Raw genomic sequence first — 24,202 nt, 5'->3', positions numbered from 1 at the left:
ATATGAATCGGCGGGCATTCCCTGCGATTGCGATCCTGCTCATCCTCGCCTGCCACTCCGACTCCTTCCCGGGCGCCAACTACGGCGCGATCGGCCCACGGACCCCGGGCGCCGAGATCACGATCGACAGCATCGGTGCCAACCCCACGTGGACCGACGACGGTGCCGGGATCCTCTATTCCGGCCGCTGCCTCACCATTCATCCGCCGCCGTCGGGTACGATCTCCGCGATCGACATGCAGCCTCCGGTGAGCGGGTCGGTCAACTGGAGTCGCTGCGAGTCGCGCCAGCCGATGATCGCCAAACCCGATTCGGCCGAACGATTCCCCGCAATCTCGCTCGGGTCAGGCGCGCGCTTGCTCTACGTCGAGGCGATCGGGCCGAATCCTTCGGCGCCGATTCCATGCATCTGCACCCCGTTTCCGCTCGGATGGCACGCAGAGCTCTGGTTTGCCGACACGACTGGCGATGCCGGGCCTGCGCCTCGCAAGCTCCAGACGCTGTACCACGATCACCTCGGGATCTCGCCGTTCAATTCGACCCAGGTCGACTGGCTCACTGATCTTCACTGGGTCGGGACCGGAGACTTTCTTGCGCTGGGGATCAACCTCAATGTCCTGGGATTCATGATGCCGCTCGGCGTCTACCGCGGCAACACCGGCGGTGCTCCGATGCAGCTTGTCACCGGGACGTTCGATGCCAGCCACTATTCGCTCGCGGAAAACGGCGCGTCGATCATCTTTTCGCACGACTCCGATTCGACGACGATTCGCCGCGTCGCGGTCGCCGGTGGGACTGCGAATGTGGTTGCGCAGATCCCCGCCGCGCCGTTTCGCACCATCGCCGACATCTCCTGCAAGGGAACGTTCTGCCTGGTGACGACGAATTCGCCGACCGGTTCGATCTTCTACGGGCTCGATCTCGATAGCCAGGACGTGACCGAACTGGCGCGCGACGCGCGGACTTTCCTTCGTGCGCAGCTCTCGCCGACGTCAAGCAGCGTCGTGCTCGAGCGCTCGATCGGCGCTGGACGGCCGGACGCAATCTTTCTGGATACCGGATTGATTCACTGACGGCGGCAGGCACCGCGCCAAGCCGGCGCAATATGAGAAGTCCCGCTCTTGTGGATGCCGGTACCTGCGAATATTGTGAGCCGGCTGCGTGATCCTCCGGTACACTGCGTCTCAAGCCACCACGAGGTTCCGGCTCCATGACGATCCGCCCGTCGCGTTATCCCGTTATTGCAATTGCCTTCGTCGCCGCCTGCAGCAGCAACTCGCCCGACCAGACGACGACTCCTCCAGCAGCGACGTTCACTGTCGGTCCGCACGACATCTGGGCGGGTTCGACGGTGACAATCCGCTCGTCAGCCTTTCACGGCGCGATCGACACGACCGGCGTAGCCCAGTTCAACGGCACATCGCTGGTGCTGCACCGGGTCGACGACACGACCGTCTCGGTCGATCTTCCGCCTAGTACGATGGCGGGGAGCTATCCGCTCTCACTCCAGTTTGCGGCGGTCGTCAAGACACTCGATCCGATCACGGTGTACGGCTATGCCGACAGCACCAGCTATCCGATCCAGAACGACTGGGACACGTATGCATGGCCGCGCGGAACGCCGCATGCGATGGTGATGGGGACCAATGACGGCGACGTCATTCACCTCGTCGATCTCGATACCCATGCGGTTACCCTGATCTCAGGTCTCAGCAGCCACGGGGCCAACACTGGCCTCGACAGCCCCGGTTTCACCTACGCCGACGACAACGCCCTCGTCGTCCAGCCCGCCACACCTTCTTCGCCTCCGTCGTACGCGCTGATCCACGCAGTGTCACCACCGGTGTTTATTCCGCAGCTCGGGCTGAACGTCGGTCTCGACGGGCCGCCACACCAACTGCTCAAACTTGGTCCAACGACGTGGTTTGCGGCGGGGAAGAGCGGCTCCGTCGTTGTGACGAACGTCGATTCGACCGATCCCTTCTCGGCCGGGACGATCACGCCATTGCCGACTGGCGGCGACGCGTGGGGCGTGTACATGTCGCCGCGACACGACCGCGCGACCTACGCGCCCGACCACATAGTGGCTGGCGCCGGTGTTCCGGTCCTCGCGATGCCAAGCGGAAACGTTGCGTTCGCCGTACCGATGCCGATTGGTGCGAGCAGCGCCGACTTTTCGGCCGACGGGTCACTCCTCGCAATGACGGGGGGAAGCCAGGCACGTGAAGGGTTCTTCGGCAGATTAATGGTTGTAAGCGCAAACGATGGAACCATGCAGCACGATACGACTTTCAGCACCAATACCTATCTGGCGTCATTCGATCCCGTTCGCCCGCTCCTGTACGTCTGGACGCTGGTCACCGACCTGGGTTCTTCGGTGCTGAAATCGGAGGTCGTTGTCCTTGACCGCGGTACCTTCCGCGTTGTCGGGCGGATGGAAACGCCGCAGAATTCCGCCGCGACCTGTAATACCAACTTCAGCGGCGCGCTCTCGGTGAGCAGTTCGGGGAATGCACTCTACGCCTTCCGAGGGTGTTACACGACACCATCGGTCGCACTGCGCTTCACCCTCCCTTCGGACAGCGGGATCCAATGAGCCATACGACGTCTGCCAGGCGATCCGTTCGCCGCAGCCGCCGCGGCACCTTCTTTCCGCTCGTTGTCGGAATGGCCGCACTCCTGGTCGCCGCCTGCAGCAGCAACTCGCCCGACCAGACGACGACCCCTCCAGCTACGACCTTCACTGTCGGACCGCACGACATCTGGGCGGGTTCGACGGTGACAATCCGCTCGTCAGCCTTTCACGGCGCGATCGACACGACCGGCGTGGCGCAGTTCAACGGCACATCGCTGGTGCTGCACCGCGTCGACGATACGACACTCTCGGTCAATCTCCCACCCTCGACGATGGCGGGGAGCTATCCGCTCTCACTCCAGTTCGCGGCCGTCGTCAAGACACTCGATCCGATCACGGTGTACGGCTATGCCGACAGCACCAGCTATCCGATCCAGAACGACTGGGACACGTATGCATGGCCGCGCGGAACGCCGCATGCGATGGTAATGGGGACCGATGACAGCGACATCATTCACGTAGTCAATCTCGACACCCATGCGATAACACCGATCCGCGGTCTTGGTGGTCACGGTGGCTTTGGCTTCGGGCTGTACGGGCCTGGCTTCACCTATGCCGATGACAGCGCGCTCATCGTGCAAGGCCCGGACGAGCCGTTCAGCGGCCCGCCCCAGGCGTTCTTCCGGGTGCGTCTGGATTCCCCGACGGTTTTGGTACCGCTGTCGCCGCCCAACGTGTTTCTTGACGGCCCGGTGCGTGACATCATGCGGCTCTCCCCGACGACCTGGTTCGTTGCAGGGAAAGCGGGCGGGTACGTGGTCGCCAATGTCGACTCGACCGCGCCTGAGGGTGGCACGCCGACAACGACGTTGGCGCTTATTGGAAATGGGACGGGCACATATATCTCGCCGAGGCACGACCGGGCGACGGGGACGCCGGATCTCTCTGGCAGCGCCGGAATTCCGGTGCTCGATTTGCCAAGTGGCAATGTGGCGTTCCACGTGCCGATGGACGGAGGAGCATACGGCGCCGATTTTTCAGCCGACGGGTCATTCCTTGCGATGACCGGATCTGGATCGGGTCGGCTCATCCAACTGAACGCGTCGGACGGCACCGTCCTGCAGGACACGACGTTCAGCGCGAACGCATACGAAGTCGCGTACGACCCCGCGCGGCCGTTGGTCTACGTCCTGACCCTGACGGCGACCCAACCCGGCAACCCGGCGCTTTCGTCCGAGGTGCTCGTCCTCGATCGGGCCACGTTCCGTGTCGTCGGGCGGCTGGACGCTCCCCAGAGCTACGAAGCAACCTGCAATACCAATCTTCGAGGGGCGCTGTCGGTCAGCCGATCCGCGAACGCACTCTACTTCTTCCGCGGCTGCTACACACATCAATCGAGTGCCGCCCTCCGCTTCACCCTCCCGCCGGACAACGGGGTGCAGTAACCACGACAGCACTCACGGACAGAGAATCAGCCCGTCCGCCCCCGACGTCGCCCCGCCGCCGACCTCGATATGGCACGACGTCGCCCCCTTCGAGATCTGTGAATTGGTCGCTGTCGCCGTGTAGCCACTCGCCCCGGCGGTGATCGTCATCGTGTTGCCGCTGGTCAGGTTGAAATTGCTCGCCGTCTGCAGCTGTCCGAACGTGCCGAATGTCTGGAAATCGGAGAAGTACGACGTCTCTGCCGTCTCGGAGTTGCGGATGTCACTGATGATCGACGCCATCCGCGCCTTGTCCTTCGTCGCCGCCATCCGCGGCAGGGCGATCGCGGCGAGAATGGCGATGATCGCCACCACCACGAGGAGTTCGATCAAGGTCCAGCCGCGCCGGCTCGAGGGCATGAGTGGTCCGCGAGTAAGGGTGAAGGACGGTTCGCGTTCGCGATCGAATCGGTCTGTACCGGGAAGCGGCGGCCACGAAACGGCCACCTGAACGGAAAAGTATCAGTTTGGATCGTCGATCGGCAGGGGGCGTGGAAAGAATCACCCTCCAGTAGAAATGATCCGCTCTCCCGCCGTCACGGCGACAGATTCGCCGCGTGGATCAGACTTGCCGTCCCCCGATCGCCGAGACGATACTATGCCCATGGCGCTACCGGCGTATTTCACTGCCGACGACGTTCGCGCGATTCCCGAAGACGGGAAGCGCTACGAGACCGTCCACGGTAAGCTCTTCGTGACTCCCGCTCCAGGCCTGTGGCATCAGGTCGTTATTGCGCGACTGACCGGCGTCCTCTTTCAGTATCTCGTGCGCCACGGCCTCGAAGCACTCCTCACCTCGCCGGCCGATATCTCCTGGAGCGACGATACCCTCGTCCAGCCCGACCTTTTTGTCGCCGATCTCGATGAATCCATCCGCACCGGGCGGTGGTCCGATGTGGAGGAGCTGTTGCTCGTGGTCGAAGTGCTCTCGCCATCCACCGGCCGCGCCGACCGGTTCACCAAGCGGCGGCTCTACCAGGAACAGCGGATTCCGGTGTACTGGATCGTCAACATCGACGAACGCGAGATCGAAGTATGGACCCCCGACGCGACCCGCCCCGTGATCGAGCGCGGCTCGTTCGACTGGCGTCATCCGGCGCTGGATGAGTCGGTGACCGTCGATGTGGCGCACTTGCTCAACGTCGGTCCGACGATCCACTGAAACGGTACCCGTCGGTCAATGTCCCGAGAAACGCGACCAGGTCGCCCATCTCTTCTCGGGTCATCGGCGGCCGCTCGCCTGATCGCCGGTTGAACGGCGCATCGATCGTATCGATGTTGCCGCGAAACGAGGCCGGCAGATCGCTGTCCCCGCGAAGCCGTCCCGACCGATCTCGCCCATAGATCGCCCCGGGATCGACCGCACGCAGGTTATAGAATCGCACCACGTCCGCCAGCGTCCGGTAGACACCATTGTGAAAGAAGACCTTCCGCGTCGCGACATTCCGGAGCGACGGCGTGCGGAAGAGTCCGCAGTAGGCGGCGACCGCCGAGAGATCGCGCCGCGCCGGTCCGCACAACCCCAGGTCGGCGTACTCGCGATCCCGATTCACCGCCAACGAATCGTTTCTCGGCACTCCCAGCGCCTCGTACTCGTAATCGGTGAACGCTGGCGGCTCGCCCTGCGGCCCCGGTCGGTCAAGATGACACGCCGCGCAATTCCCCTTTGTCGAATCCTCGAACACACTGAGCCCGCGCGCCTCGACGGACGTCAGCACCGCTTTTCCTTCGAGGTACGCGTCGTACTTGCTCGAGTACGGAGTGAACGACGAGTCTTCGAGCTCGAACCGCGCCACGGCAAAGAGCGCTTCGTCAACCAGACGGGCAGGTGTCGCAACCGTCTCCTCACCGAACAGCTGCGCCATTCGCTCGCCATACCTCTGCCGCAGTCGATTGGCCACAGTGATGATGTTCCCTCCGTCCATCTCGGCGTGACCGAAGAGCGGACCGGTCGCCTGCGATTGCAGCGTGCTGGCACGCCCGTCCCAGAAGAGTCCGCCACTCGGCACCAACGACGCGCCCATCATCGCGCCCGCGCGCTTGGCGACCCTCGAAGCTCCCGCCGACTGCACCGCAGCCCTCGCCGCGCCAGCATTCTCCGCGGCGTCGTTCGCGGGACCGATGCTGAACGGCGGCACGAACGCCACGTAGCGCAGGCCAGGCACCGCTCGCACTCCTTTGTTGCCTCCCGTCATTCCGCCGGGCTGCACCGCCCGATCATTGGGCGGCCCATACTCGTGCGCCGGATCATGACAGGTGGCGCAGGAGATCCGTCCCGACCCGGAGAGCGCTGGATCGAAGAAGATCTCCCGGCCGAGCGTGGCGACTGGCGAAATCGGTCCGCGTGCGGGACGGAGAAGTGTGACCGGGTGCGCGTTCGCGCCGATTGGCGGGGGAGGGGCGCTGTCGTGCGACGCGCAGCGCACCACGCCGACGCCGATCGCCGCGACGGTGAGTCGTCGCAAGGCGTGCAGCCGTGCGTCGATCATCGTCCTGGCGTGCGCTAGTGCGGCAACGCCCCGGACGGCTGCGTCGTCGGGGTGCCGAGGGAGTCGTCGAGGAGGAGCATGGAGGCGCGCGTGGCGCCGGTGAAATCGAACATCCCGCGGATGTCCCCGGCCGTCGCGTCGAACGACCCGCCACCGATCCGGACGCCATTCAGCCAGTTGTCCTCGATGAACCGCAGCACCGACGCCTGCGTGATCAGGGTGTGATCGACGAAGTTGGTGCGCGCGTATGGCGAAATCACCAGGAACGGTTGTCGTGTCCCGGGGCCGCAGCGCCCGTCGACCGGTCCCTTCCCGCTGACGCCGCCGAGCTGCGGCGTCGTCCCTTTCGTTCCGCAGGCGCCGAGTGCGTCGAGATGGTCGGCGCGGGAGAAGGAGGCGTTGGCAACCGGCGCGAATTGATGATCGTACCATCCGTCCGAATCATCGTAGAGGATGACCACGGCGGTGCCCTTCCACTCGGGACGCTGCTGCAGGAAGTTCAGCAGTTCGACGACGAAGCGTTGCTCGTCGAGCGGATCGGAATATCCGGCGTGGCCGTCCTGGAACGCGGCCGCCTTGAGAAACGACACCGCGGGGAAGTTGCCGCCCTGCACGGCGTCGATGAAATCATGGAGATCGTACTGATGATTGGCACTGTCGCCCGAGACGCCGATCGCGGCGATCGATGCGGGGCGCCGATGCTTCGGATTCGCGGTCGACGGGTAGAACTGGAACGGCTCGTGATGAGGGAGATAATCCGACGAGCCGAGGCCGGTCACTTTCGATCGGCTCATCCGGGCGCAACCGGTACTCCTGTCGCCGTTCTTCACCGAGAGATCGAACCCTCCCTCGAACCATCCCCATGGCACCGCGCGGGCGTTGAGCAGGTCGCCGATATTCTTCCCGGTGAAGGTCGCGGCGTCGTACGGAAATGAGCAGGTGTCGTGCGCCGGCTGCACGTCGTTGATCAGCGTCGTACCGCCCTGGCCGTCACGGACGTACCAGCTCGAGTCGGTCTGCTTGACCACCTGCACGCCGTTGGTCTGCCCGGAGATCAGGTTGATCGCCCCGGGCGTCGACGGTCCATACTGATTGCTGTAGGCGTTGTCGCTCATCGCGAAATGCTGCGCGTAATTCCACAGCGCCGTCACGGTGTTGCCGTCGTAGTACCCCATCACCACCGATGGCGTGGAGAAGCTGCCAGTGCCGCCGATCATTCCCTGGCCGGTGAAATAGGGGAAGAGATCGGCGATCCCTCCGTGATACGCCATCTGTTCCGCGGTATAGAGGTGCGACTGCGACGCAGTCGCCGCCTGCGAGCGATCGAGCCGGAACGGATTGCTTTTCAGGTCGCCGTTGCGAGCCGCAGTCATGTTGGCGTTGTGGAAGAGAAGGTCGCCCTTGAGACCATTGACCGTCGGCGTCCCGGCCGCGGCCGTGAACACCGGTTCCCCTGCCGGGTTCTGCGCCACGGGATAGGTGGCGAAGTAGTGATCGAACGAGACATTCTCGTCGAAGATCACCACCAGGTGCTTGATCGGTGTGGCGGTGGCAAGGGCGTCCGGGGAAACTGGGCGCGACGTGCAGCCGGCGACGGCCACGGCGAATGCGACAACGGCGGCGAACGGGCGGTCGATTTGCATCGAGCGACGGACTCCAGCACGGGATGACCGGGGCGAGTGGAACCGGGGGCGCCGCGGCGACGAATGGGGTGCTGGGTATCTAGTGAACGACCGTCACCATGAAGTCACGCCGGAGTCACGCGCCGCTCACGTCGGCCGGCTGGACGGTGTACAATCCAGTCGCAGTCACCACCACTCCACGGGAGCAACGCGATGGCGAAGGAAGTTCTCATCCTCGGCGCCGGCTTTGGCGGCCTCGAACTGGCAGCGTCGCTCTCGGAGCGCTTCGGCGACGAAGTCAGCGTGACCCTGATCGACAAGAGCGACACCTTCGTCTTCGGATTCTCCAAGCTCGACATCATGTTCGGGCACGCCACGCCCGAAAGCGTCCGGATCCCGTACCGCCGGATCCTCAAGCCCGGGCTTCGCTTCCTGCAGCAGACCGTCACCGCGATCGATCCGGTCGCGCGCCGCGTCACCACTGACGCTGGTACCTTCGAGCCCGACATCCTCGTCGTCGCCCTCGGCGCCGACTACGACTTCGCCGCGACACCGGGGCTCGCGGAGGCCGGCCATGAGTTCTACACCGTCGCGGGGGCCACGGCGTTGCGCGACGTCATTGCCGGTTTCTCCAGTGGACGCGCAGTCGTCGGCGTCTGCGGCGCACCGTACAAGTGTCCGCCGGCGCCGAGCGAGGCGGCACTCCTGCTGCACGACAACCTCGTGACGAAGGGAGTGCGCGATCGCTGCGAGATCACCCTGGTGATTCCGTTCGCTGTGCCGATCCCCCCATCACCGGAAACGTCGCGCGCGCTCCTCGATGCCTTCGCCGAGCGCGGGATCCATTGCGTTGCCGACCGGCGCGTGGCGTCGCTCGATGGAGCGCGCAAGGTCGCCGTCCTCAACGACGGCAGTGAATTGCCATTCGATCTCTTCCTCGGCGTGCCGGTCCATCGGGCGCCAGCAGTGGTCGAGGCGAGCGGAATGACCGAGAACGGGTGGATCAAGGTCGATCGCGAGACGCTGGCGACGAAGTGGCCCGGCGTCTACGCCATCGGCGACGTCTCCTTCACCGGCGCGCCGAAGGCTGGTGTCTTTGCCGAAGGGGCGGGGCGCGCGGTGGCAACGTCGATCATCGCCAACCTCGCCGGCAGCGGCACGCACTCGCCGTACCTCGGCGCCGGGCATTGCTACATCGAGTTTGGCGCGGGGAGAGTTGGTACGGTCGAGATCGACTTCTTCTCTGGACCGAAACCGGCCGGCAAGTTCATCGAGCCGTCGAAGGAGCGGCGGGCGGACAAGAAGAAGTTCGGTTCGTCGAGAGAAGCGCGGTGGTTCGGGGAGTAGCGACAGTAGAGGCGAAGCCGTGATCGGGTCAGCAATTCGTCATGCGCGGATTGGGCGTTGATCCGGGCGGCGGGAACGAGCAAAGCGACAGCACAGAGTACGGCTGACGACGGCAACTTCTTTCCGCGGGCCCGAATCGCCAGCCAGCTCACCGCGGCGCAGAACCCGACCACCGGACCCACGAGCCACGCCGATCCCAAATACTGCGCGCCGATGATCCCTCCGGCCGATGCCCCGACCAGGGTCAGTACGATGATCCGCCAGAGCGGGATCTGCCGCAGCACGGTGAAGCCTGCAAGCGGGAAGAGGACGGCACCGAAGACTGCGCCAATCGGGGCGGCGATCAGTGCGCCAAGAGCGACTGCGCCGAGGTCGCGAGGCGCAAAGATCACCAGCCATCCGGCGGCTGCAACGGCGCCAGCCAATGCGCCGGCCATTGCGCCAAGCGATGCGATCTTCGCGACCAGCAGCGACATGCGAAGCCAGGAGCGGGATGGGGCGCGTATAGGAGGCAAGGAGATCAGCGCTGGTTCATTCACATGATTCTCCACGGTCCGCCTCACTACCCATGGCGCTGTGTCTTGGCCGGACCCGCTTGACACTGAAGCGCGTATTGTACAGGTTGTCTGTACAAGTCATCCGGGGCACCCATGAGCATCAAGACAACCTACAGTAACGCCCGTGAGAACCTCGCTTCGCTCTGGGACGAGGTCGAGAATTCCCGAGAAGCTGCTGTCATCGAGCGACGCGGTCACGAGGACATGGCGCTCATCCCGGCCGATGAGCTCGCCTCCCTGCATGAGACGGCATACCTGCTGCGTTCGCCAGCCAACGCAGCTCGGCTCCTTGCTGCGCTCACCCGGGCCAGGAGTGGACGGAGCAAGCCCACCGACCTCGCATCGTTGCGTCGTGAACTGAATCTCCCCCGCTGAACCCGGTATGCCTTCAGCCAGGCGCGCCGTCATTCAGAACGAATGTCTCGACGATATTCGATACTGGGTGGAGACCAACCGGAAGACAGCCCTTCGGGTGCTCGACCTCATCGACGCGACCCTTCGCGACCCCTTCGCCGGTATTGGCAAGCCTGAACACCTGAAGCATTTCGGCGGCAACGTCTGGTCGCGGCGGGTCAGCGAAGCCGACCGGCTCATCTACGAGGTGTTCGGCGACCGCATCGAGTTCCTGCAAGCACGTTACCACTACGATTAGCACTGTCGGCGCCTGATCGCTCCCGTCTCATCCCGCTTCACGACCTTCTCGTCTCGATTCGCGAGCTCCTCGAACCTCTGCGCGACCTTCTCGTGGCCATTCACGGTCATCTATGGGCGAATCGACACCATTTCATGTCGCTGCGGGTCCGTATCGACCCTCGTCGGGACGATCTCATGGCGCTCCGGGCTCACTGCATGACGCCGCAAGCTCAATGCATCGCCGTTCGCTGTCATCTACGGCGCTGCAAGGCGACTTCATACGCCTTCGCGCCCGTATCGGGTCCGTTCAAGCTCACTTCGACGGCGTGCAAGCTCACTGCATGGCGATGCGCGATCATTGCATGGCCGATAAAGCTCATCGCACGGTCGTGCGCGCCCAGTTCATCTGCCTCAACGACCTTCTCATATCCATCAACGACGACTTCGACTGCCGCAGAGCTCTCTTCACGGCCATTCGCGACGATCGAATCGGCGTTCGGGTCCACTGCATCTTGATGCAAGCGGACTGCATGGCTGTTCGGGCTCGTTGCATCTCGCTGAAAGCGGACTTCATCGCCTTTCGGGCTTACTGCATCCCGATGCAAGCGGACTTCACGGCCGTTCGGGCTTACTGCATCCCGATGCAAGCGGGTTTCATCGGCGTTCGGGCTCATTGCATCCCGATGCGCGCGGACTTCATCGGCGTTCGGGCTCATTGCATCCCGATGCAAGCCGACTGCATCGGCGTGCAAGCTCGCTGCACCGGTCGCAAAGGCAACCAATTATGGAATCGTGTCATTGTGTCGCGGATGACGTCGTATAGCGCCGCAGTGGTGTTTGGCTCGCGGCAGCCAACCGCCGCGAGTTTGGGCCGTCTATGGCTCCGACAGCGTAAAGACCACGTGAATGGTATACGTTCCGGGTGGTGACGCGGCGAAGGTCCAAAGGGTTCGATAGCAAAGCGTCTGCGACGGAGGCGATACGTTTGTCGCCGGGGCACCAACGCTGCCAGACATCAGATTTGTGCTTGCGCCAACGTTATGACCGAAGCTGGTGACTCCCGAACAGGAACCAGGTGCTGCGCCGACCCCGGGAGCCCATGTCAGATCCGACGCCGGTTTCAAAGGGTTGTTGAAGGCGCCGGCGTAGTCAAATGTTGCCTTAGTCGCCGCAACGGATACAGCGTACCCACCGTTCGCCTTGATCGTTACCGTGGGACCGGTCGCGGTCAGGCCACCAGCAGCGAAGTCGGCTTGGCCAGGGGTTCCGAGCGCCGTGTTCGCATTGTTGCCGGTGAGATCAATCGTCAGGACCGGTTTCACAGTCATGTTGATTGTCACAGTGCATGTCGCGCCTGTACACTGTGAAACGAGCGGTGAGCGCGTTGCCGAGATGAGCAGGAAGGCAGCGATCAGGACCGCCGGTAGAGTGCGCGAGCGCTTCATTCCTTTCGCCCTCCGAACGTCCCAGACGCCGCCGCCGCCGACTCGACCCAGCTTCCCGACACCGAATCACCCGCCACCGATGCAAGGTGCTGTCGCGCGTTTCCGTCCACGAACGCCGAGAACTGGAACGACGCTCCATCGACCACTTGACCGGTCAAAGGGCCTGCGAGCCGCTGCTGGCCGCCGCCCTGGTCGGATTCGACCACATCCATCGATCCGACGATCCCATCACAGCTTGCCGACGTGATCGACAGCGTCCCGGCGATGCTCGCATGTACCGGCGACGATTCGGTCGCGGCGTAGCGCCACGTTCCCACGATATTCGGCACGGCCGAGCACGATGCCGTCGCATCCATCTGGCACCCGGCCGTTGCGATCGCGGCGATTACCAGCATCGCGGCCCGCTTCACTGATGCACTCCGCCATCTGGCGCCGGCGGTGCGTTCGGCTGGTCGAGATTCTTCACTTTCACCGGCCGCGCGAAAAGCGCCACCTTCACCCGCTTCGCCGCGGTTGTCCCGTTCACCGTGAATACCGGAAGCGCCGCGCGCGTCTCGAGCTTCTCCTGCGAATCGCCGAGGTCGATCTGCACGGTGTAGTGCCCAGGAGGCAAGGCGTCGAACACCGCCACCGCCGCACTGCTCCGCCGCGACACCCAGACTCGGCCGCTGTCATCCCGGGCCAGGACGGCGATGTCGGCGAGGGCGCTGGTATCTGCCTGCACAAGATCACTTCCCGAACGGTCGAGCTCGATCTCCACCGGCGACACCGCGACCACGGCGATTTCGCGCCGGTTGGCGTGCTGCCTCACAGAGCCGGCGATCATCCCGACCTTGAGCGACGACGGATCGAGCGTCACCGAGTCGCGCGTCATTCCGAGGAAGCGGTATGAACCATCGGCCTCGGTGATCGCCGATTCATTGCCGCGCCGTACGACCACTCCCGATACACCGGGTTCACCCGGATCGAGGGCGCCGTTGTCATTGAGATCCTTGTAGACGATGCCGCGCGTTTCGCTGCTGCTCACCCGCGGCAGCGCCGTCCCGCGGCCCACGCGCAAACCGTAGAGCCAGCCGCCCGACGTGGTGCCGGCGAGAAGGAACGGATTCCGCTGGGCGCTCACGCCGATCGAGAGCCCCATCGGCAGCTCCGCATCGATTGCCGCGGTCTCATACGTTCTCGGCGTGATGAACCCCGGCGTGTACGACCGGCGCACCGACGTGGAAAGGAAGACGCGCATGTGCTGCGCCGCGATGAGGGGGACGCGATCGGCACGCAGTGTCACGTCGAGCTGCTCGGGAATCTGCCCCAGCGATGCATTGTTGCGCGACAGCTGCGTGTTGAGCTCCAACGTACCGTGATTGCCGCCGACCCCTGCCGTGGCGTTGAGCGTCTGGCGAAGTCCATCCTGCACCAGCCGTCCGCCGTCGGGCATCGACGTCGCATTCGACGCCTGCACCAGCGATCCGAACGACGTGACATACATCGCCCCGGTGCGGAACGAAGCGCCGATATCGGTTCCGGTCTCCCCGTTGCTGAACGATCCGTTGGTCCCTGTCGCCGCAAACGCCGTCTGCCGGGCCGACACTGAGAAACCGAGCGCGCGCGAGACCTGCAATTGCGGGCCCGCGCTCCAGCTGTGGCTGGTGAGTTCGCCGAACCCTGCGCCGGCGTCGTCCTGCGACATCGTGTACGAACCGCTCACCGACAGGTGATGCGTGATCGAGCGCCCGCCCGACGCCAGAATCTGATCGGCGGCTTGCGCAAAGGCACTCGTTCCACCCGGCGCGTGCAGCAGTCGCAGCGACAGGTTGTCGCCGGCGGTGTTCCGCGCATACGACGTCGTCCAGCCCGGTGCCACTCCCTCGGCTGTCCATCGTTCGGCAAGTTCGGCTGCGGCGGTCCCGTTGAGGAATTGCGGCAGCGTGGCGCCGACCGACAGCGCATCGAGCGACCGGTGCAGCGAACCCTGGTTGTCGACGAGGTGCGTCGCGGAACCGGAGTAGGTCACTGCACCGGCGTTCATCTCGACGCGCCCGCCGGCAAGAATCCCGCTGTCGGGGAGCTGGCCATATCCGGGATTCGCGACCAGCATCGACGCCTGCCACTTCCCGCGAGTCACGTCGGCCGAGATACCGTTGCCGTTGACACTGTAGCCGGTAAGCTGGGAGAACTGCTCTCCCGTGAGGCCGAGGCCGAGACGGAGGCGCGGAGCGGTGAGCTGCAGCATTGGCGGCGTCTGATAGAAGCCGGCCTGCGACAGCGCGTAGCCGCTCGATCCGGCGACTCGCGGCGTGCTGGAGAAGCGCGCCTGGATCGAGATCGAATCGGTGAGATGCCCGGCGACTCCCACCGAAATCCCCGACGCCATCGTGCCATTCGGATCCCAGCCGAACGACATCGCCGTCGACACCACCGGTCCATTGGCCAGGTTGTCCTTGCTGTCGACCACATCGACCGACGCCTCGGCCGTCGAAACTGGCGCGCCGTTGGCGTAGGCGACGAGTCGCAGGTTCGAAGCTCCGGTCCCGGCGTTGAGTGGCACGCCGATCGTCATCTGCTGCTCGATCATTCCGTTGATCCCGAGCCGCGTCGCGGCACCGGTGGCGTAGAGCGTCCACCCGGCCGGAAGGACCGCCTTGACTTCGACCGTTTCCGGAGTGTTGCCAAGATTCGTCACGCGGTAGGTCAACAGAAAGCGCTCACCGGCGTGAACGCCGTGCAATGCTTCACCGACCGTCAGCTGGATCGCTTCGCTGGCATCGACGAGGACGTTGACCGGCACTTCGATCGGCGTACCACCGGGCGGGAAGAACCTCACCCGTGCGACCTCGACCATCCCGGCCGGCGCGTGCTTCGGAATCGAGAACGTCACCAGCAGCGAACGCGGTCCAACCGGTGCGCCAGGCTTCGCCGGCTCGATCGTTCCGCTGCGACGGCTGACGACCGGCGTCGATCCCGACGGTTCGACGGTGTAGGGAATCGATTGCGTCGATGCGATTGCTGGTGGAATCGTCACTTCGATGATCTGGAACGAGCGCGGTGTCGCGCGCGCGACGACGGCGGGTGCGGTGAGGACTTCGCCGTCCGGGCGCGGGAATGTGGCTGCGACGACGTGTGGCCCGGCCGGGCGCGAGGATTCTTGCGCGCTCGCAAGCCCGGTGCACAAGGTGCACGCTAGCAGAATCCCGAGGACAGTGCGACGCATCACGTCGTTACCGGGTCGTCACTGTGAAGACGACATTTTGTGCAAAGTTGGCGAAAGTGCCTCCGGCTCCCACATCCTGAACCGCGTACGACAGACCCGCAACGCGAAATGCAATGGTCACAGTACAGGGCGAGCTGTTCTTCCCCATTGTCAAAATCGGCAAGCTGCTTATTTCCGCGAATGGCGCTCCAACCGCAGGGCTTCCACAGTTGGTCGCATTACTGACGCTCACAATCTGCCATTGAATATCAAGCAGCTGCCCCTGAAGATTGGTCCCGCGCGCCAAGGTCAAGTCGTAGTGCGGGTTGCTTCCACCGCCGGTCGGAACGCTGATCGTGACGGAGAAATTCGTTGCTGCAGGCGTGGCAGTAGTGGCGCCGGCGTCATATTCCGTTGCCGTTGGCGTGGTGATCGTCTGAGATAGATGCGTCCCCGACGAAAAAGACTGCGCCGAACACGGCACAGCCAGCGCGCTAACTAGCAACGCCACGACAATCGAGTGGCCGTTACACAATCCGCGATTCTCCATCACCTGACCTCGTACTCGATCTGCCCCGCCGCCAGTTCGTCGCCGCCGTAATCGAGCACGGCAAGCACGACGTACCGCCCCGCGGCAAGCTTCGGCATCGCAACGCGCGCCGTGCTCTTCGCCCCGGGAAGCGTGTACAGCATCGGGAGCTTCACGGTCTCGGCGATCGAATTGTCGGGGCGGCGGAACTGGATCTCGCCGCTGGTCACCAGGTGCCTGGCACCGGTGTTGTTGAATTCGAGTTCCACCGCGGAATCGGCCGGCACTGAAGTTCCCGTCGCCGAATCGCTCTTGATCACCTTGAGTGCGGCAACTTCACCATGGGCCGCGATCGTCGGCGGCTCAACGTAGATCTTCGTTGCAGTGCGAAGGACGTACGCCACGTTTCGCCCGTTGACCACATGCGGCTGCACCGTCTCGACGATCGCGCCGGCCCAGCATTCGTGATCGGCCCGCACGGTCGAATCCATCCTGACGCGAATGCTCTGCCGCGCATCCGGCTCCAGCGACACGGTGAGCGGGAAGACGTCGAGTGCCTTGCCACACGATCCCGGCTTGGTCGCGTACGGATACCAGTTGTTCGTCCCATCGCTGGCGCGGTCCCAGTCCTCCAGCCGCACCACCGCCTGGACCCGTTCCTTCCCCTCGTTGTGCAGTCCGATCAGTGCCACGGTCGGCTCACCCGGCTCGGCCCGGAACTGGATCTCGGTCCGGTCGATCGCGATCTGCGCCGCCGCCGGAGTTGCGGCCGCGCCAAACGCCGCGAGCGCAAGTGCGCCCACGACGCCGTGCAAACACCGACGCCGCAGTGCGCGCAACGGCGCGCACCCGGAATCGGTCAGTGATGACAACAGCTTCACGGCTCGCTGAGCGTGTAGTTCACGACGAGCGTGTACGTGCCCGGCGTGTCGAGCGTGAAGCTCCAGTTGGTGCGATAGAACGCCTGCTGCGACGAACCGGCGGTGCCATTGCCATTGAACAGCGTAGCAGCGGTTCCGGCGTTGTTGCCGTACGTCCCGACCGTGGTACCCCAGAGGAGATCGCTTGCCGGCTTGCTCGCGCGGGCGCCAACCCCAGCTGCGCCGAAGCTCGGCGTGTTACCAACGACCGACACATGCCACGCAGTGTTCGACAGCACCGTCGCGGTCGGACCAGCAGCGTCCTTGTGGCCGGCGATGAAGTCGGCTTCGGCCGGTGTGCCGAGGTCGGTGTTGTCCGCGTCGAGCGTGAGGCGGGCAACGGTGTTGACCGTGGCGCTCGCGGTGTTGGTCACCGTGCACGACGGCGTCGTGGTGCAGGTTCCCTGTGCGCTCAGCGACGTAGCGCCGAACGCCAGTGCCGCGCCGAGAAACGGCACGACCTTGGTGAAACGCATACTACCTCCGAAGAAAATGTTGGAACGTTTGTGAGATTCTCCGGAGCAGCGGGCGCACCGGATCGCAGGCCCCAGACGGAGGTTCCATGCCACGAGTCAGGCTCGCGACAGGAACCGTGCATGTCATGACTAGCGAAGTCGGCGTTGTTTTCGCGCGCAATACAGCAGGCGCAAATCGTGGCGGGCGCGAGTCTTAGCTCGCGGGCATCTGGATCGATTCGAGCAGTGGATTTCAGGTCGTTTCGACGACCCGTTTCGACGATTCACTAAGCGATTTCGCCGGAAGAACTACTGTCGCGTCGTCGCGGCGATGCCACAACTTTGCCGTGCCTCCGCGACGAGGGTGACAGGTGCGGCGGCGCAACAGCGGCCCGGGCAGCATGTCATTCATTACTGCAGCGGAACTCGTGCACCCCGCCAAAGCCAGTCGTGATGCGGCTTTCATCGCGCCACTATCTCCTGGGCTGCGGTCCGGAGATCTCCGGGCATCGCGCCGGGCACGAGGACTGCACAGAGCTGTCTTCCACATGTCAGATCGTCGTGAAGTCGCCACAGCAGATGACCTGATCCACCGGCTCATCGTGCTGGCCAACCGCGCCGCCGCGTGGATCGTCGTCCTCGCCATCGCCGTGGCGCTTGTCGCGCTCTTCACCGGGCGCGCGCATGCCCAGACGAGCGTCAAGACGAACCTCGCCAAGGTCACCGTCCTGAGCATCGGTCACGTCGTGTCGCATACCGGCATCGTTGCCGGTGATCGCGACAAGGGCGGCAACATCTTCGCTTCGACCACCGTCGTGACCACCAACAACGGACCGTACGCCCTGCAGGCGAAGCTCACCGTTCCGTTCACCGACAAGAACAAGAGCACCATCGTCAACGACGTGCAGGCGCTTTCGCCACCGGGAACCGCGTACGTCTCGCTGAGCACCACGACCTGGGTGACCGTTGCGATCGGGACCGGTGGGCCGAACAAGACCAACAACGTTCAGTTGTACGTCAACTGGGGAAAGAGCTCGTCGAAGGATCCCAACCAGATTCCCAGCATCCAGCTCACCTACCAGGTCATTCCGCACTAGGCTACTTGGCGAGATACTTCGCCAGCGGCTCCCAGTAGTTGGTCCGCCATCCCTCGATGAGATGTGCACCCTGTCCGTTGGGAAATCCGGTGTGATCGAACTCGATCACGCTGCCGCCGGCGCGGGCCGATAACTCGAAGCGAACGATCGAATAGATCCCCGGCTTCCAGTCGGTCGCGCGCCACGCCTGGATCAGCCGCGTGTTGGGAGCCAGCTCGATCTGGCGCCCGACGATATTGCCCGCGAACGCCGAGAACGCTCCGCCCGGGTGAGGCTCGAAGACAGTCGGCGGCGCGCCCGCCGGGACTCCCGGCTTCATCGCCGCGCTCAGACGCACCACCTTGTCAAACTCCGCGGCGTCGGTGAGCGCTGCGTAAACGCGCGCCGGTGTCGCCTTGAATGGCACCGTCTGATGAATCGCCTCATTGTCGTGGGTCATTTCATCGGCGACCCGGCGAAGGCTCGGCACGGCGACATGGTGCGAGCGGAGCAACGCCGCCCCCGGGAAAACGAGGGCGAGTCCTGCGGCGAAGTCGCGGCGAGTCACTGGCTGGCTGGTCACGATCGAGTCCTTGAGGTGAGGGGGCCGCCCGGACATCTCGGCGGAGTCACGTAGTCTACTCCCCGATCGGTTGGTGCGCCTCTCGCGCAAATCGGTGCCGATGATCGGCGGCGCGGTCCCCACCTCGCCTGCAGCCTTTCGATCGTTCGATCATGCCCAGACCACGTCCACCCGGTCCATCGCCCTCCGCTCCCGATCCCGCTGCCGCATCGCCCGGCGGAGATGACCGCCCGCGCGAGCGCCTCTGGCGGCTTGGTCCCGGCGCACTCACCGCCCCAGAACTTCTCGCCATCCTGATCGGTACAGGAGATGGGCGCCGCGACGCGGCAGGCGTTGCGGCGGCACTTCTCGAACCAGCTGGTGGCGGGCTCCGCCGGCTCGCCGCCCGGCCCGCAGGTGAACTGCTCAGGATCCGCGGAATGGGACGCGTCAAGGCGGGGCGGCTCGTTGCGGCGTTCGAACTCGCCGAACGGATTGCCCGGGAGGAGCGGCCGGTGGTCCCACGAATCACCGAACCCGCCGACGTGGTCCGACTCGTGGGCGGCCGACTTCGAGACCTGCAAGTCGAGGAGTTTCATCTACTTGCACTTGACACTCGTAGTAGAGTCTTACGTGATGTCCTGGTGACTCGCGGCCTCCTCGACTCGTCGCTGGTCCACCCCCGCGAGGTGTTCAGGGCCGCCATCTCGGAGGCGGCCGCGGGTATCATTCTGGTGCATAATCATCCGAGCGGAGATCCGACTCCCTCGGCCGAGGATCGAGCCGTCACCCGGCAACTGGTGGCCGCCGGCCAGCTGCTCGACCTCCCGGTCCACGATCATGTGATCGTCGCCGGCGACCGCTATCTCTCGTTTGCCACCGCCGGACTCTTGTGACGACCGCTTCGCAGCAGCCGCTTCCATCGACCTCGCTGGGTGAGTTGAGTCCGGTGTTCTTCTCGCTCCTGGAGAAGCACGCCGAACGGCTCGACATCCCGCTGATCGATCGCGCGCTGCGATATGCCGCGGCGGCGCATCGCGGGCAGAAGCGGATGAGCGGCGAGGACTTCGTCGAGCATTCGATCGCGGTCGCCTCGATCCTCGCGTCGCTCCTCGTCGACACGACGTCGATCTGTGCTGCGCTCCTTCACGATGTGGTCGAGGATTCCGACGTCACCGTCGACGACATCAACCGCGAGTTCGGCGAGGAAGTCGGCGACCTGGTCGACGGCCTGACCAAGATCTCGCACCTCACCTTCCGGTCGTCGGTCGAGGAGCAGTCGGAGAATTACCGCAAGCTCCTCCTGTCGGTGGCGCGCGACGCCCGCGTGATCATCATCAAGCTCGCCGACCGGCTGCACAACATGCGGACGCTGGAGCATCTCCCGCCCGAGCGCCGGCAGCGGATCGCGACCGAGACCCGCGACCTCTACGCGCCGCTCGCCAATCGCTTCGGCATGGCGAACGTCAAGGCGGAGCTCGAAGATCTCGCCTTCAAGTTCCTCGAGCCGGAAGAGTACCAGACGCTCGCGCAGCAGGTCGCCGCCAAGCGGAAGGCGCGCGAGGAGATGATCGAACGGCTGCGTGTGCCGCTGGAGCAGGAGCTTCGCCGTGCCGGCATTCCTCACTTCGAGGTGAGCGGCCGCCCCAAGCATCTCTGGTCGATCTGGCAGAAGATGCGCCGCCGCAACAAGCCGTTCGACGAGATCTACGACCTGATGGCGATGCGCGTCATCGTCACCACCGTTCCCGAGTGCTATCACGTCCTCGGCCTGATCCACCACCTCTGGACGCCGCTGCAGGAACGGATCAAGGATTACATCGCGACGCCGAAGGCGAACGGCTATCAGTCGCTGCACACCACGATCTTCGGGCCGGGGCAGCAGCTCTTCGAGATCCAGATCCGCACCCGCGAGATGCATCGCACCGCGGAGTACGGCATCGCAGCGCACTGGCTCTACAAGACACAGGGCGTGGAAGACCATCTTGGCGACCAGCTCGGCTGGTTCCGACAGCTCCTCGAACTGCAGCAGGAGAGCCACTCCGCCGAGGAGTTCCTCGAATTCCTCAAGGTCGATCTCTACCACGACGAGATCTTCGTCTTCACGCCGCAAGGTGACGTGAAGCAGCTCCCCAAGGCGGCGACGGCGATCGACTTTGCCTTCCACGTCCACACCGACGTGGGATTGCATACCTCGGGTGCCAAGGTGAACGGCCGGATCGCGCCGCTCCATCGCGAACTCAAGAACGGCGACACCGTCGAGATCCTCACTTCGCCGCAGGCTCGGCCGTCGCGCGACTGGCTCAATCATGTCCGCACCGGTCGCGCCCGCAGCAAGATCAAGCAGTGGGTGCGGCAGGAAGAGGAGACCGTCTCGCTGCAGCTTGGCCGCGAGATCCTTGCCCGTGAACTGAAGCGACGCCGCCTCGACGCGCCGCCCGCCGACGCGATGAACGCCGCGGCCATTGCGCTCAACCTCCTCGATGGCGAAGCGCTCGAAGTGTCACTCGGCCGAGGCGATCTCGCGGTGGGGCAGGTGATGAAGGCGCTCTTCCCGGATCTCCCGGCGGAGGCGCTGCAGGAGAAGCCGGCGACGGTCTTCGGGCGGGTGATGAACCGGATCCGCCTCGGCCGCGGGATCAAGATCCAGGGCGTCGACGGGTTGATGGTGCGGTACGCGCAGTGCTGCCAGCCGGTCCCCGGTGAAGCGGTGGTGGGATACGTGACGCAGGGGCGGGGAATCTCAATCCATCGCGCCGACTGTCCCAACCTGCTGACGCTGGTGCACAGCGGCCGGCGAGTCGAGATCGACTGGCAGGAGCAGACCGGTGAGACGTACGCCGTGCGACTCGAGGTCACCGGCGAGGATCGGCGCGGACTCTACGCCGACCTCATGCAGGCGATCTCGCAGACCGGAACCAACATCCGCGGCGCCGACCTCCAGTCGCGCGACGGCAGCGTGCACGGAACGATTTTCGTCGAGGTCGACAACCTCACCCATCTCGCCAAGGTGCTGCGCACCATCCGGAAGGTGAAGGGCGTGAGCACCGTCGATCGGCGCGAAGCGGCGGCCTGAGGCGAGATCAGGCAGGCACGTACGTCAGGCGAATCAGATCCTCGGCGATGAGATCGGTCCCCACCAGATGAAGCGGCGGCAGCGGGGCGCCGAAGAATGGCGTGCCGCTTCCGAGGACGACGGGGCGGAGGTAGAGGCGATACTCGTCGATGAGACCTGCCGCCGTCAGGCTCTGCGCCAGGACCGGGCCGCCCACGTCAATCTCGCCCTCCAGCTCACTCTTCAGCCTGCGTACCGCACCGTCGACGTCTTCCGCGATCAGCGTGGCGTTGGGTCCGACTGACTTGAGCGAGCGCGACACCACCCACTTCGGCTTGCTCCGCCACGCCACCGCGAACTCGCGATCGTCCGCGTCCCAGTCGGGCAGGTCGTCGTCCCAATAGGTCATGATTTCGTAGAGGCGGCGACCGTACAGGCAGCCGGTCACGCTCCGCACATGGTCGAGGAAGTGACGGAACGCTGCTGGCGCTGGAGGCCCCAGCTTCATGTGGTCGACGTACCCGTCGAGGGACTGACTCATTCCGAAAACAAGTTTCGCCATGCTGCAGAATTCCTCCGTGAATTCCTCAAGAATAGCAGCGCACAGTCGAAGGACCGGCCAGATCAAGCTGATCCAGCCGGTCCTTCGACTCAGCGGCGAACGCCGCTTCGCTCAGGACGAGGGCTCAGTGACCTCCGCCGTCGCCGTCCCCATGTCCGTGCCCGTCATCATCGGTATGCCCGACCAGATCAAAGGTGAATGCCGTTCCATTCACCGTGCCACTCACCGTCGACGTGCCGTTGAAGGTGATCGTCACCGTGCGGGTGAAGGTCATCCCCGAATCGGGTCCCGCGGTCGCCATCGCGGTGAAGGTACGGGTCACAGTTCCGGACTGCGGAAATCCGTTGTGTCCGTCGTGATGATTCACCGGGAGGACCACGTCGGTCACCGTCGCGTTGGCGGTAAACGTGTACGAACGCGTCGTCCCGTCGGAGTGCGAGATCCGCGACCTGGTGATGGTGTCTGCGCTGGTGCCGTTGACGGTGCGGGTGGTCTCCGTCCCCGCCAGGCCGGTGATGGTGAAGTCGCGGTGCCGCGCAGCGGTGGCGGAGAACCCGCCGTGCGTGCGGTCGCCGCTGACATCGGTCACGATATGGATCGATGCGGTCAGGAGCGGATCGAACGCCGTTTCGGTCGATCCGTCGGCCGCCATGAAGGTGACGGTCCGGTCGACCATCAAGCCGTCGTCATCCATCCGCGGGCAGTTGAAGAAGTGCCCGGTGAGAAGGCATCCGAGCAGCCCCGGATGAAATCCGTCAGGATGGTCGTCCATGCCGTCGTCGTTCGACACGGCGTTCATCCCGGACGAGACGTTGCCGATCGAGCCGTCCATCCCGGTCATCACGTCGACATCCTCGGCGACACCGTCGGCGGCAGCGGCGGCGACGTCGCCGCTCACCACTGCGTTGTCGGTAGTCGTACCCTGCGTCGATGCCATATCGTTGCTGCTGCACGCGGCGGCTGCCACCACCAGGGCGGCAACCAGGAATCGTGTGCGAATCATCGTGGTTCCCTCACAGGAAAGTTGGGTGCGTCTGGTCCTGGGATCTGAAGGGTGATCGGGCTCGTTGTTCGTGACGCACCGAAGTATGACCATCGACGGTGCCGTCGGCTGCACAATTGACGACGAAGGCGAGTCGGCGAGGAAGGCGTGATGATTGTCGGCTCGCAGAACGACGGCGATGGTGCGAGATTATCGGATGGGGTCGGTGGCGATCGCCGGGATCGATTCACCATGATTTGCGACGAAGGATCAAGTCTCAAGGTAGGTTCTGGAATGCCCAGCTCATGGATCCTCAAGTCCGAGCCGTCGACCTATTCATGGGATGATCTCGTGCGCGACGGGAAGACGGTATGGGACGGCGTCACCGCGCCCGCTGCGCTGATTCACCTGCGCGCGATGAAGAGCGGCGACGAAGCGCTGATCTATCACTCTGGTGACGACCGCGCCATCGTCGGAATCGCCAGGATCACCCGCGGCGGCTATCCCGACCCCAAGCTCGACGACCCGAAGCGTGCCGTCGTCGACGTTGCGCCGGTGCACCCGCTCAGGACGCCGGTCACGCTGGCGCAGATCAAGGGAGACAAGCGCCTCGCCACGATGGCGCTCGTCCGGATTTCGCGGCTGTCGTGCATGCCGGTGACGCCGGAGCATCGCGAGATTCTCAGGAAGATGGGCGTCAAGTAGCACTGGGCACCGATGAG

General features: G+C 64.5%; 23 protein-coding genes. 11 read left to right on the top strand and 12 right to left on the bottom strand.

Features of this window, described 5'->3' with window-relative positions:
• Positions 1-2: 2 nt before the first annotated feature.
• The 3 genes from VGM20_05410 to VGM20_05400 all read left to right on the top strand — a co-directional run bounded on the left by VGM20_05410 (position 3) and on the right by VGM20_05400 (position 4,020).
• Entirely contained in the window at positions 3-1,073 is a 1,071-nt protein-coding gene (locus VGM20_05410) for a hypothetical protein (protein HEY4100299.1), read from the top strand.
• A 137-nt stretch (positions 1,074-1,210) separates the two neighbouring features.
• Positions 1,211-2,596, top strand: a complete 1,386-nt coding sequence (locus VGM20_05405; GenBank protein ID HEY4100298.1) for a hypothetical protein — start codon at positions 1,211-1,213, stop codon at positions 2,594-2,596.
• Between the two features lie 71 nt (positions 2,597-2,667).
• Entirely contained in the window at positions 2,668-4,020 is a 1,353-nt protein-coding gene (locus tag VGM20_05400) for a hypothetical protein (GenBank protein HEY4100297.1), read from the top strand.
• 12 nt (positions 4,021-4,032) lie between these two features.
• Here VGM20_05400 and VGM20_05395 read toward each other — a convergent pair whose 3' ends face one another.
• On the bottom strand, positions 4,033-4,419 hold the full coding sequence (locus VGM20_05395; GenBank protein ID HEY4100296.1) for a prepilin-type N-terminal cleavage/methylation domain-containing protein: 387 nt from the start codon (positions 4,417-4,419) through the stop codon (positions 4,033-4,035).
• A gap of 244 nt (positions 4,420-4,663) precedes the next feature.
• Between VGM20_05395 and VGM20_05390 the strand changes: the two genes are divergently transcribed.
• Entirely contained in the window at positions 4,664-5,221 is a 558-nt protein-coding gene (locus VGM20_05390; protein HEY4100295.1) for a Uma2 family endonuclease, read from the top strand.
• On the opposite strand, the gene VGM20_05385 is transcribed toward VGM20_05390, so the two are convergent.
• Both VGM20_05385 and VGM20_05380 read right to left on the bottom strand, forming a co-directional pair.
• Positions 5,196-6,548 carry a cytochrome c peroxidase gene (locus tag VGM20_05385; GenBank protein HEY4100294.1) on the bottom strand — a complete coding sequence of 451 codons (1,353 nt, stop codon included), beginning with the start codon at positions 6,546-6,548 and terminating at the stop codon, positions 5,196-5,198. The two genes, VGM20_05390 and VGM20_05385, sit on opposite strands and share 26 nt — an antisense overlap.
• 14 nt (positions 6,549-6,562) lie before the next feature.
• Entirely contained in the window at positions 6,563-8,191 is a 1,629-nt protein-coding gene (locus VGM20_05380; protein HEY4100293.1) for an alkaline phosphatase family protein, read from the bottom strand.
• Between the two features lie 192 nt (positions 8,192-8,383).
• Between VGM20_05380 and VGM20_05375 the strand changes: the two genes are divergently transcribed.
• From VGM20_05375 to VGM20_05365, 3 genes are all read left to right on the top strand, one after another.
• The gene (locus tag VGM20_05375) at positions 8,384-9,517 is read left to right on the top strand and encodes an FAD-dependent oxidoreductase (GenBank protein ID HEY4100292.1); all 1,134 of its coding nucleotides are present in this window, start codon (positions 8,384-8,386) and stop codon (positions 9,515-9,517) included.
• Between the two features lie 650 nt (positions 9,518-10,167).
• Complete coding sequence (locus VGM20_05370) at positions 10,168-10,449, top strand: type II toxin-antitoxin system Phd/YefM family antitoxin (protein HEY4100291.1); 282 nt, start codon at positions 10,168-10,170, stop codon at positions 10,447-10,449.
• 7 nt (positions 10,450-10,456) lie between these two features.
• On the top strand, positions 10,457-10,726 hold the full coding sequence (locus tag VGM20_05365) for a Txe/YoeB family addiction module toxin (GenBank protein ID HEY4100290.1): 270 nt from the start codon (positions 10,457-10,459) through the stop codon (positions 10,724-10,726).
• Between the two features lie 232 nt (positions 10,727-10,958).
• On the opposite strand, the gene VGM20_05360 is transcribed toward VGM20_05365, so the two are convergent.
• The 6 genes from VGM20_05360 to VGM20_05335 form a co-directional block, all read right to left on the bottom strand.
• Positions 10,959-11,423, bottom strand: coding sequence for a hypothetical protein (locus VGM20_05360; protein HEY4100289.1), 465 nt, complete (start codon positions 11,421-11,423; stop codon positions 10,959-10,961).
• Positions 11,424-12,148: 725 nt separating this feature from the next.
• On the bottom strand, positions 12,149-12,562 hold the full coding sequence (locus VGM20_05355; GenBank protein ID HEY4100288.1) for a hypothetical protein: 414 nt from the start codon (positions 12,560-12,562) through the stop codon (positions 12,149-12,151).
• The gene (locus VGM20_05350; protein HEY4100287.1) at positions 12,559-15,171 is read right to left on the bottom strand and encodes a hypothetical protein; all 2,613 of its coding nucleotides are present in this window, start codon (positions 15,169-15,171) and stop codon (positions 12,559-12,561) included. The genes VGM20_05355 and VGM20_05350 overlap by 4 nt, the downstream gene beginning before the upstream one ends.
• Positions 15,172-15,367: 196 nt before the next feature.
• Entirely contained in the window at positions 15,368-15,892 is a 525-nt protein-coding gene (locus VGM20_05345; GenBank protein ID HEY4100286.1) for a hypothetical protein, read from the bottom strand.
• Complete coding sequence (locus VGM20_05340) at positions 15,889-16,671, bottom strand: hypothetical protein (GenBank protein ID HEY4100285.1); 783 nt, start codon at positions 16,669-16,671, stop codon at positions 15,889-15,891. The genes VGM20_05345 and VGM20_05340 overlap by 4 nt, the downstream gene beginning before the upstream one ends.
• 74 nt (positions 16,672-16,745) lie before the next feature.
• Complete coding sequence (locus tag VGM20_05335; protein HEY4100284.1) at positions 16,746-17,264, bottom strand: hypothetical protein; 519 nt, start codon at positions 17,262-17,264, stop codon at positions 16,746-16,748.
• Positions 17,265-17,791: 527 nt separating this feature from the next.
• Here VGM20_05335 and VGM20_05330 point away from each other — a divergent pair.
• On the top strand, positions 17,792-18,340 hold the full coding sequence (locus VGM20_05330; GenBank protein ID HEY4100283.1) for a hypothetical protein: 549 nt from the start codon (positions 17,792-17,794) through the stop codon (positions 18,338-18,340).
• Between the two features lies 1 nt (position 18,341).
• Here the strand turns inward: VGM20_05330 and VGM20_05325 are convergent, their stop codons facing one another.
• Positions 18,342-18,902 carry an SRPBCC domain-containing protein gene (locus VGM20_05325; GenBank protein ID HEY4100282.1) on the bottom strand — a complete coding sequence of 187 codons (561 nt, stop codon included), beginning with the start codon at positions 18,900-18,902 and terminating at the stop codon, positions 18,342-18,344.
• A 152-nt stretch (positions 18,903-19,054) separates the two neighbouring features.
• Between VGM20_05325 and radC the strand changes: the two genes are divergently transcribed.
• Complete coding sequence (gene radC, locus VGM20_05320; protein HEY4100281.1) at positions 19,055-19,777, top strand: DNA repair protein RadC; 723 nt, start codon at positions 19,055-19,057, stop codon at positions 19,775-19,777.
• A complete protein-coding gene (locus tag VGM20_05315) occupies positions 19,774-21,957 on the top strand; it encodes a bifunctional (p)ppGpp synthetase/guanosine-3',5'-bis(diphosphate) 3'-pyrophosphohydrolase (protein HEY4100280.1) in 2,184 nt (727 codons plus the stop codon). The genes radC and VGM20_05315 overlap by 4 nt, the downstream gene beginning before the upstream one ends.
• Positions 21,958-21,964: 7 nt before the next feature.
• Here VGM20_05315 and VGM20_05310 read toward each other — a convergent pair whose 3' ends face one another.
• Entirely contained in the window at positions 21,965-22,498 is a 534-nt protein-coding gene (locus tag VGM20_05310; GenBank protein HEY4100279.1) for a dihydrofolate reductase family protein, read from the bottom strand.
• A gap of 124 nt (positions 22,499-22,622) precedes the next feature.
• A complete protein-coding gene (locus VGM20_05305; GenBank protein ID HEY4100278.1) occupies positions 22,623-23,501 on the bottom strand; it encodes a hypothetical protein in 879 nt (292 codons plus the stop codon).
• A gap of 273 nt (positions 23,502-23,774) precedes the next feature.
• Here VGM20_05305 and VGM20_05300 point away from each other — a divergent pair, with 273 nt between their 5' ends.
• The gene (locus VGM20_05300; protein ID HEY4100277.1) at positions 23,775-24,185 is read left to right on the top strand and encodes an EVE domain-containing protein; all 411 of its coding nucleotides are present in this window, start codon (positions 23,775-23,777) and stop codon (positions 24,183-24,185) included.
• Positions 24,186-24,202: the final 17 nt, after the last annotated feature.

This window comes from Gemmatimonadales bacterium, from assembly GCA_036500345.1.
GTDB lineage: Bacteria > Gemmatimonadota > Gemmatimonadetes > Gemmatimonadales > GWC2-71-9 > Palsa-1233.
This window is presented reverse-complemented; position numbering and strand designations above follow the sequence as displayed.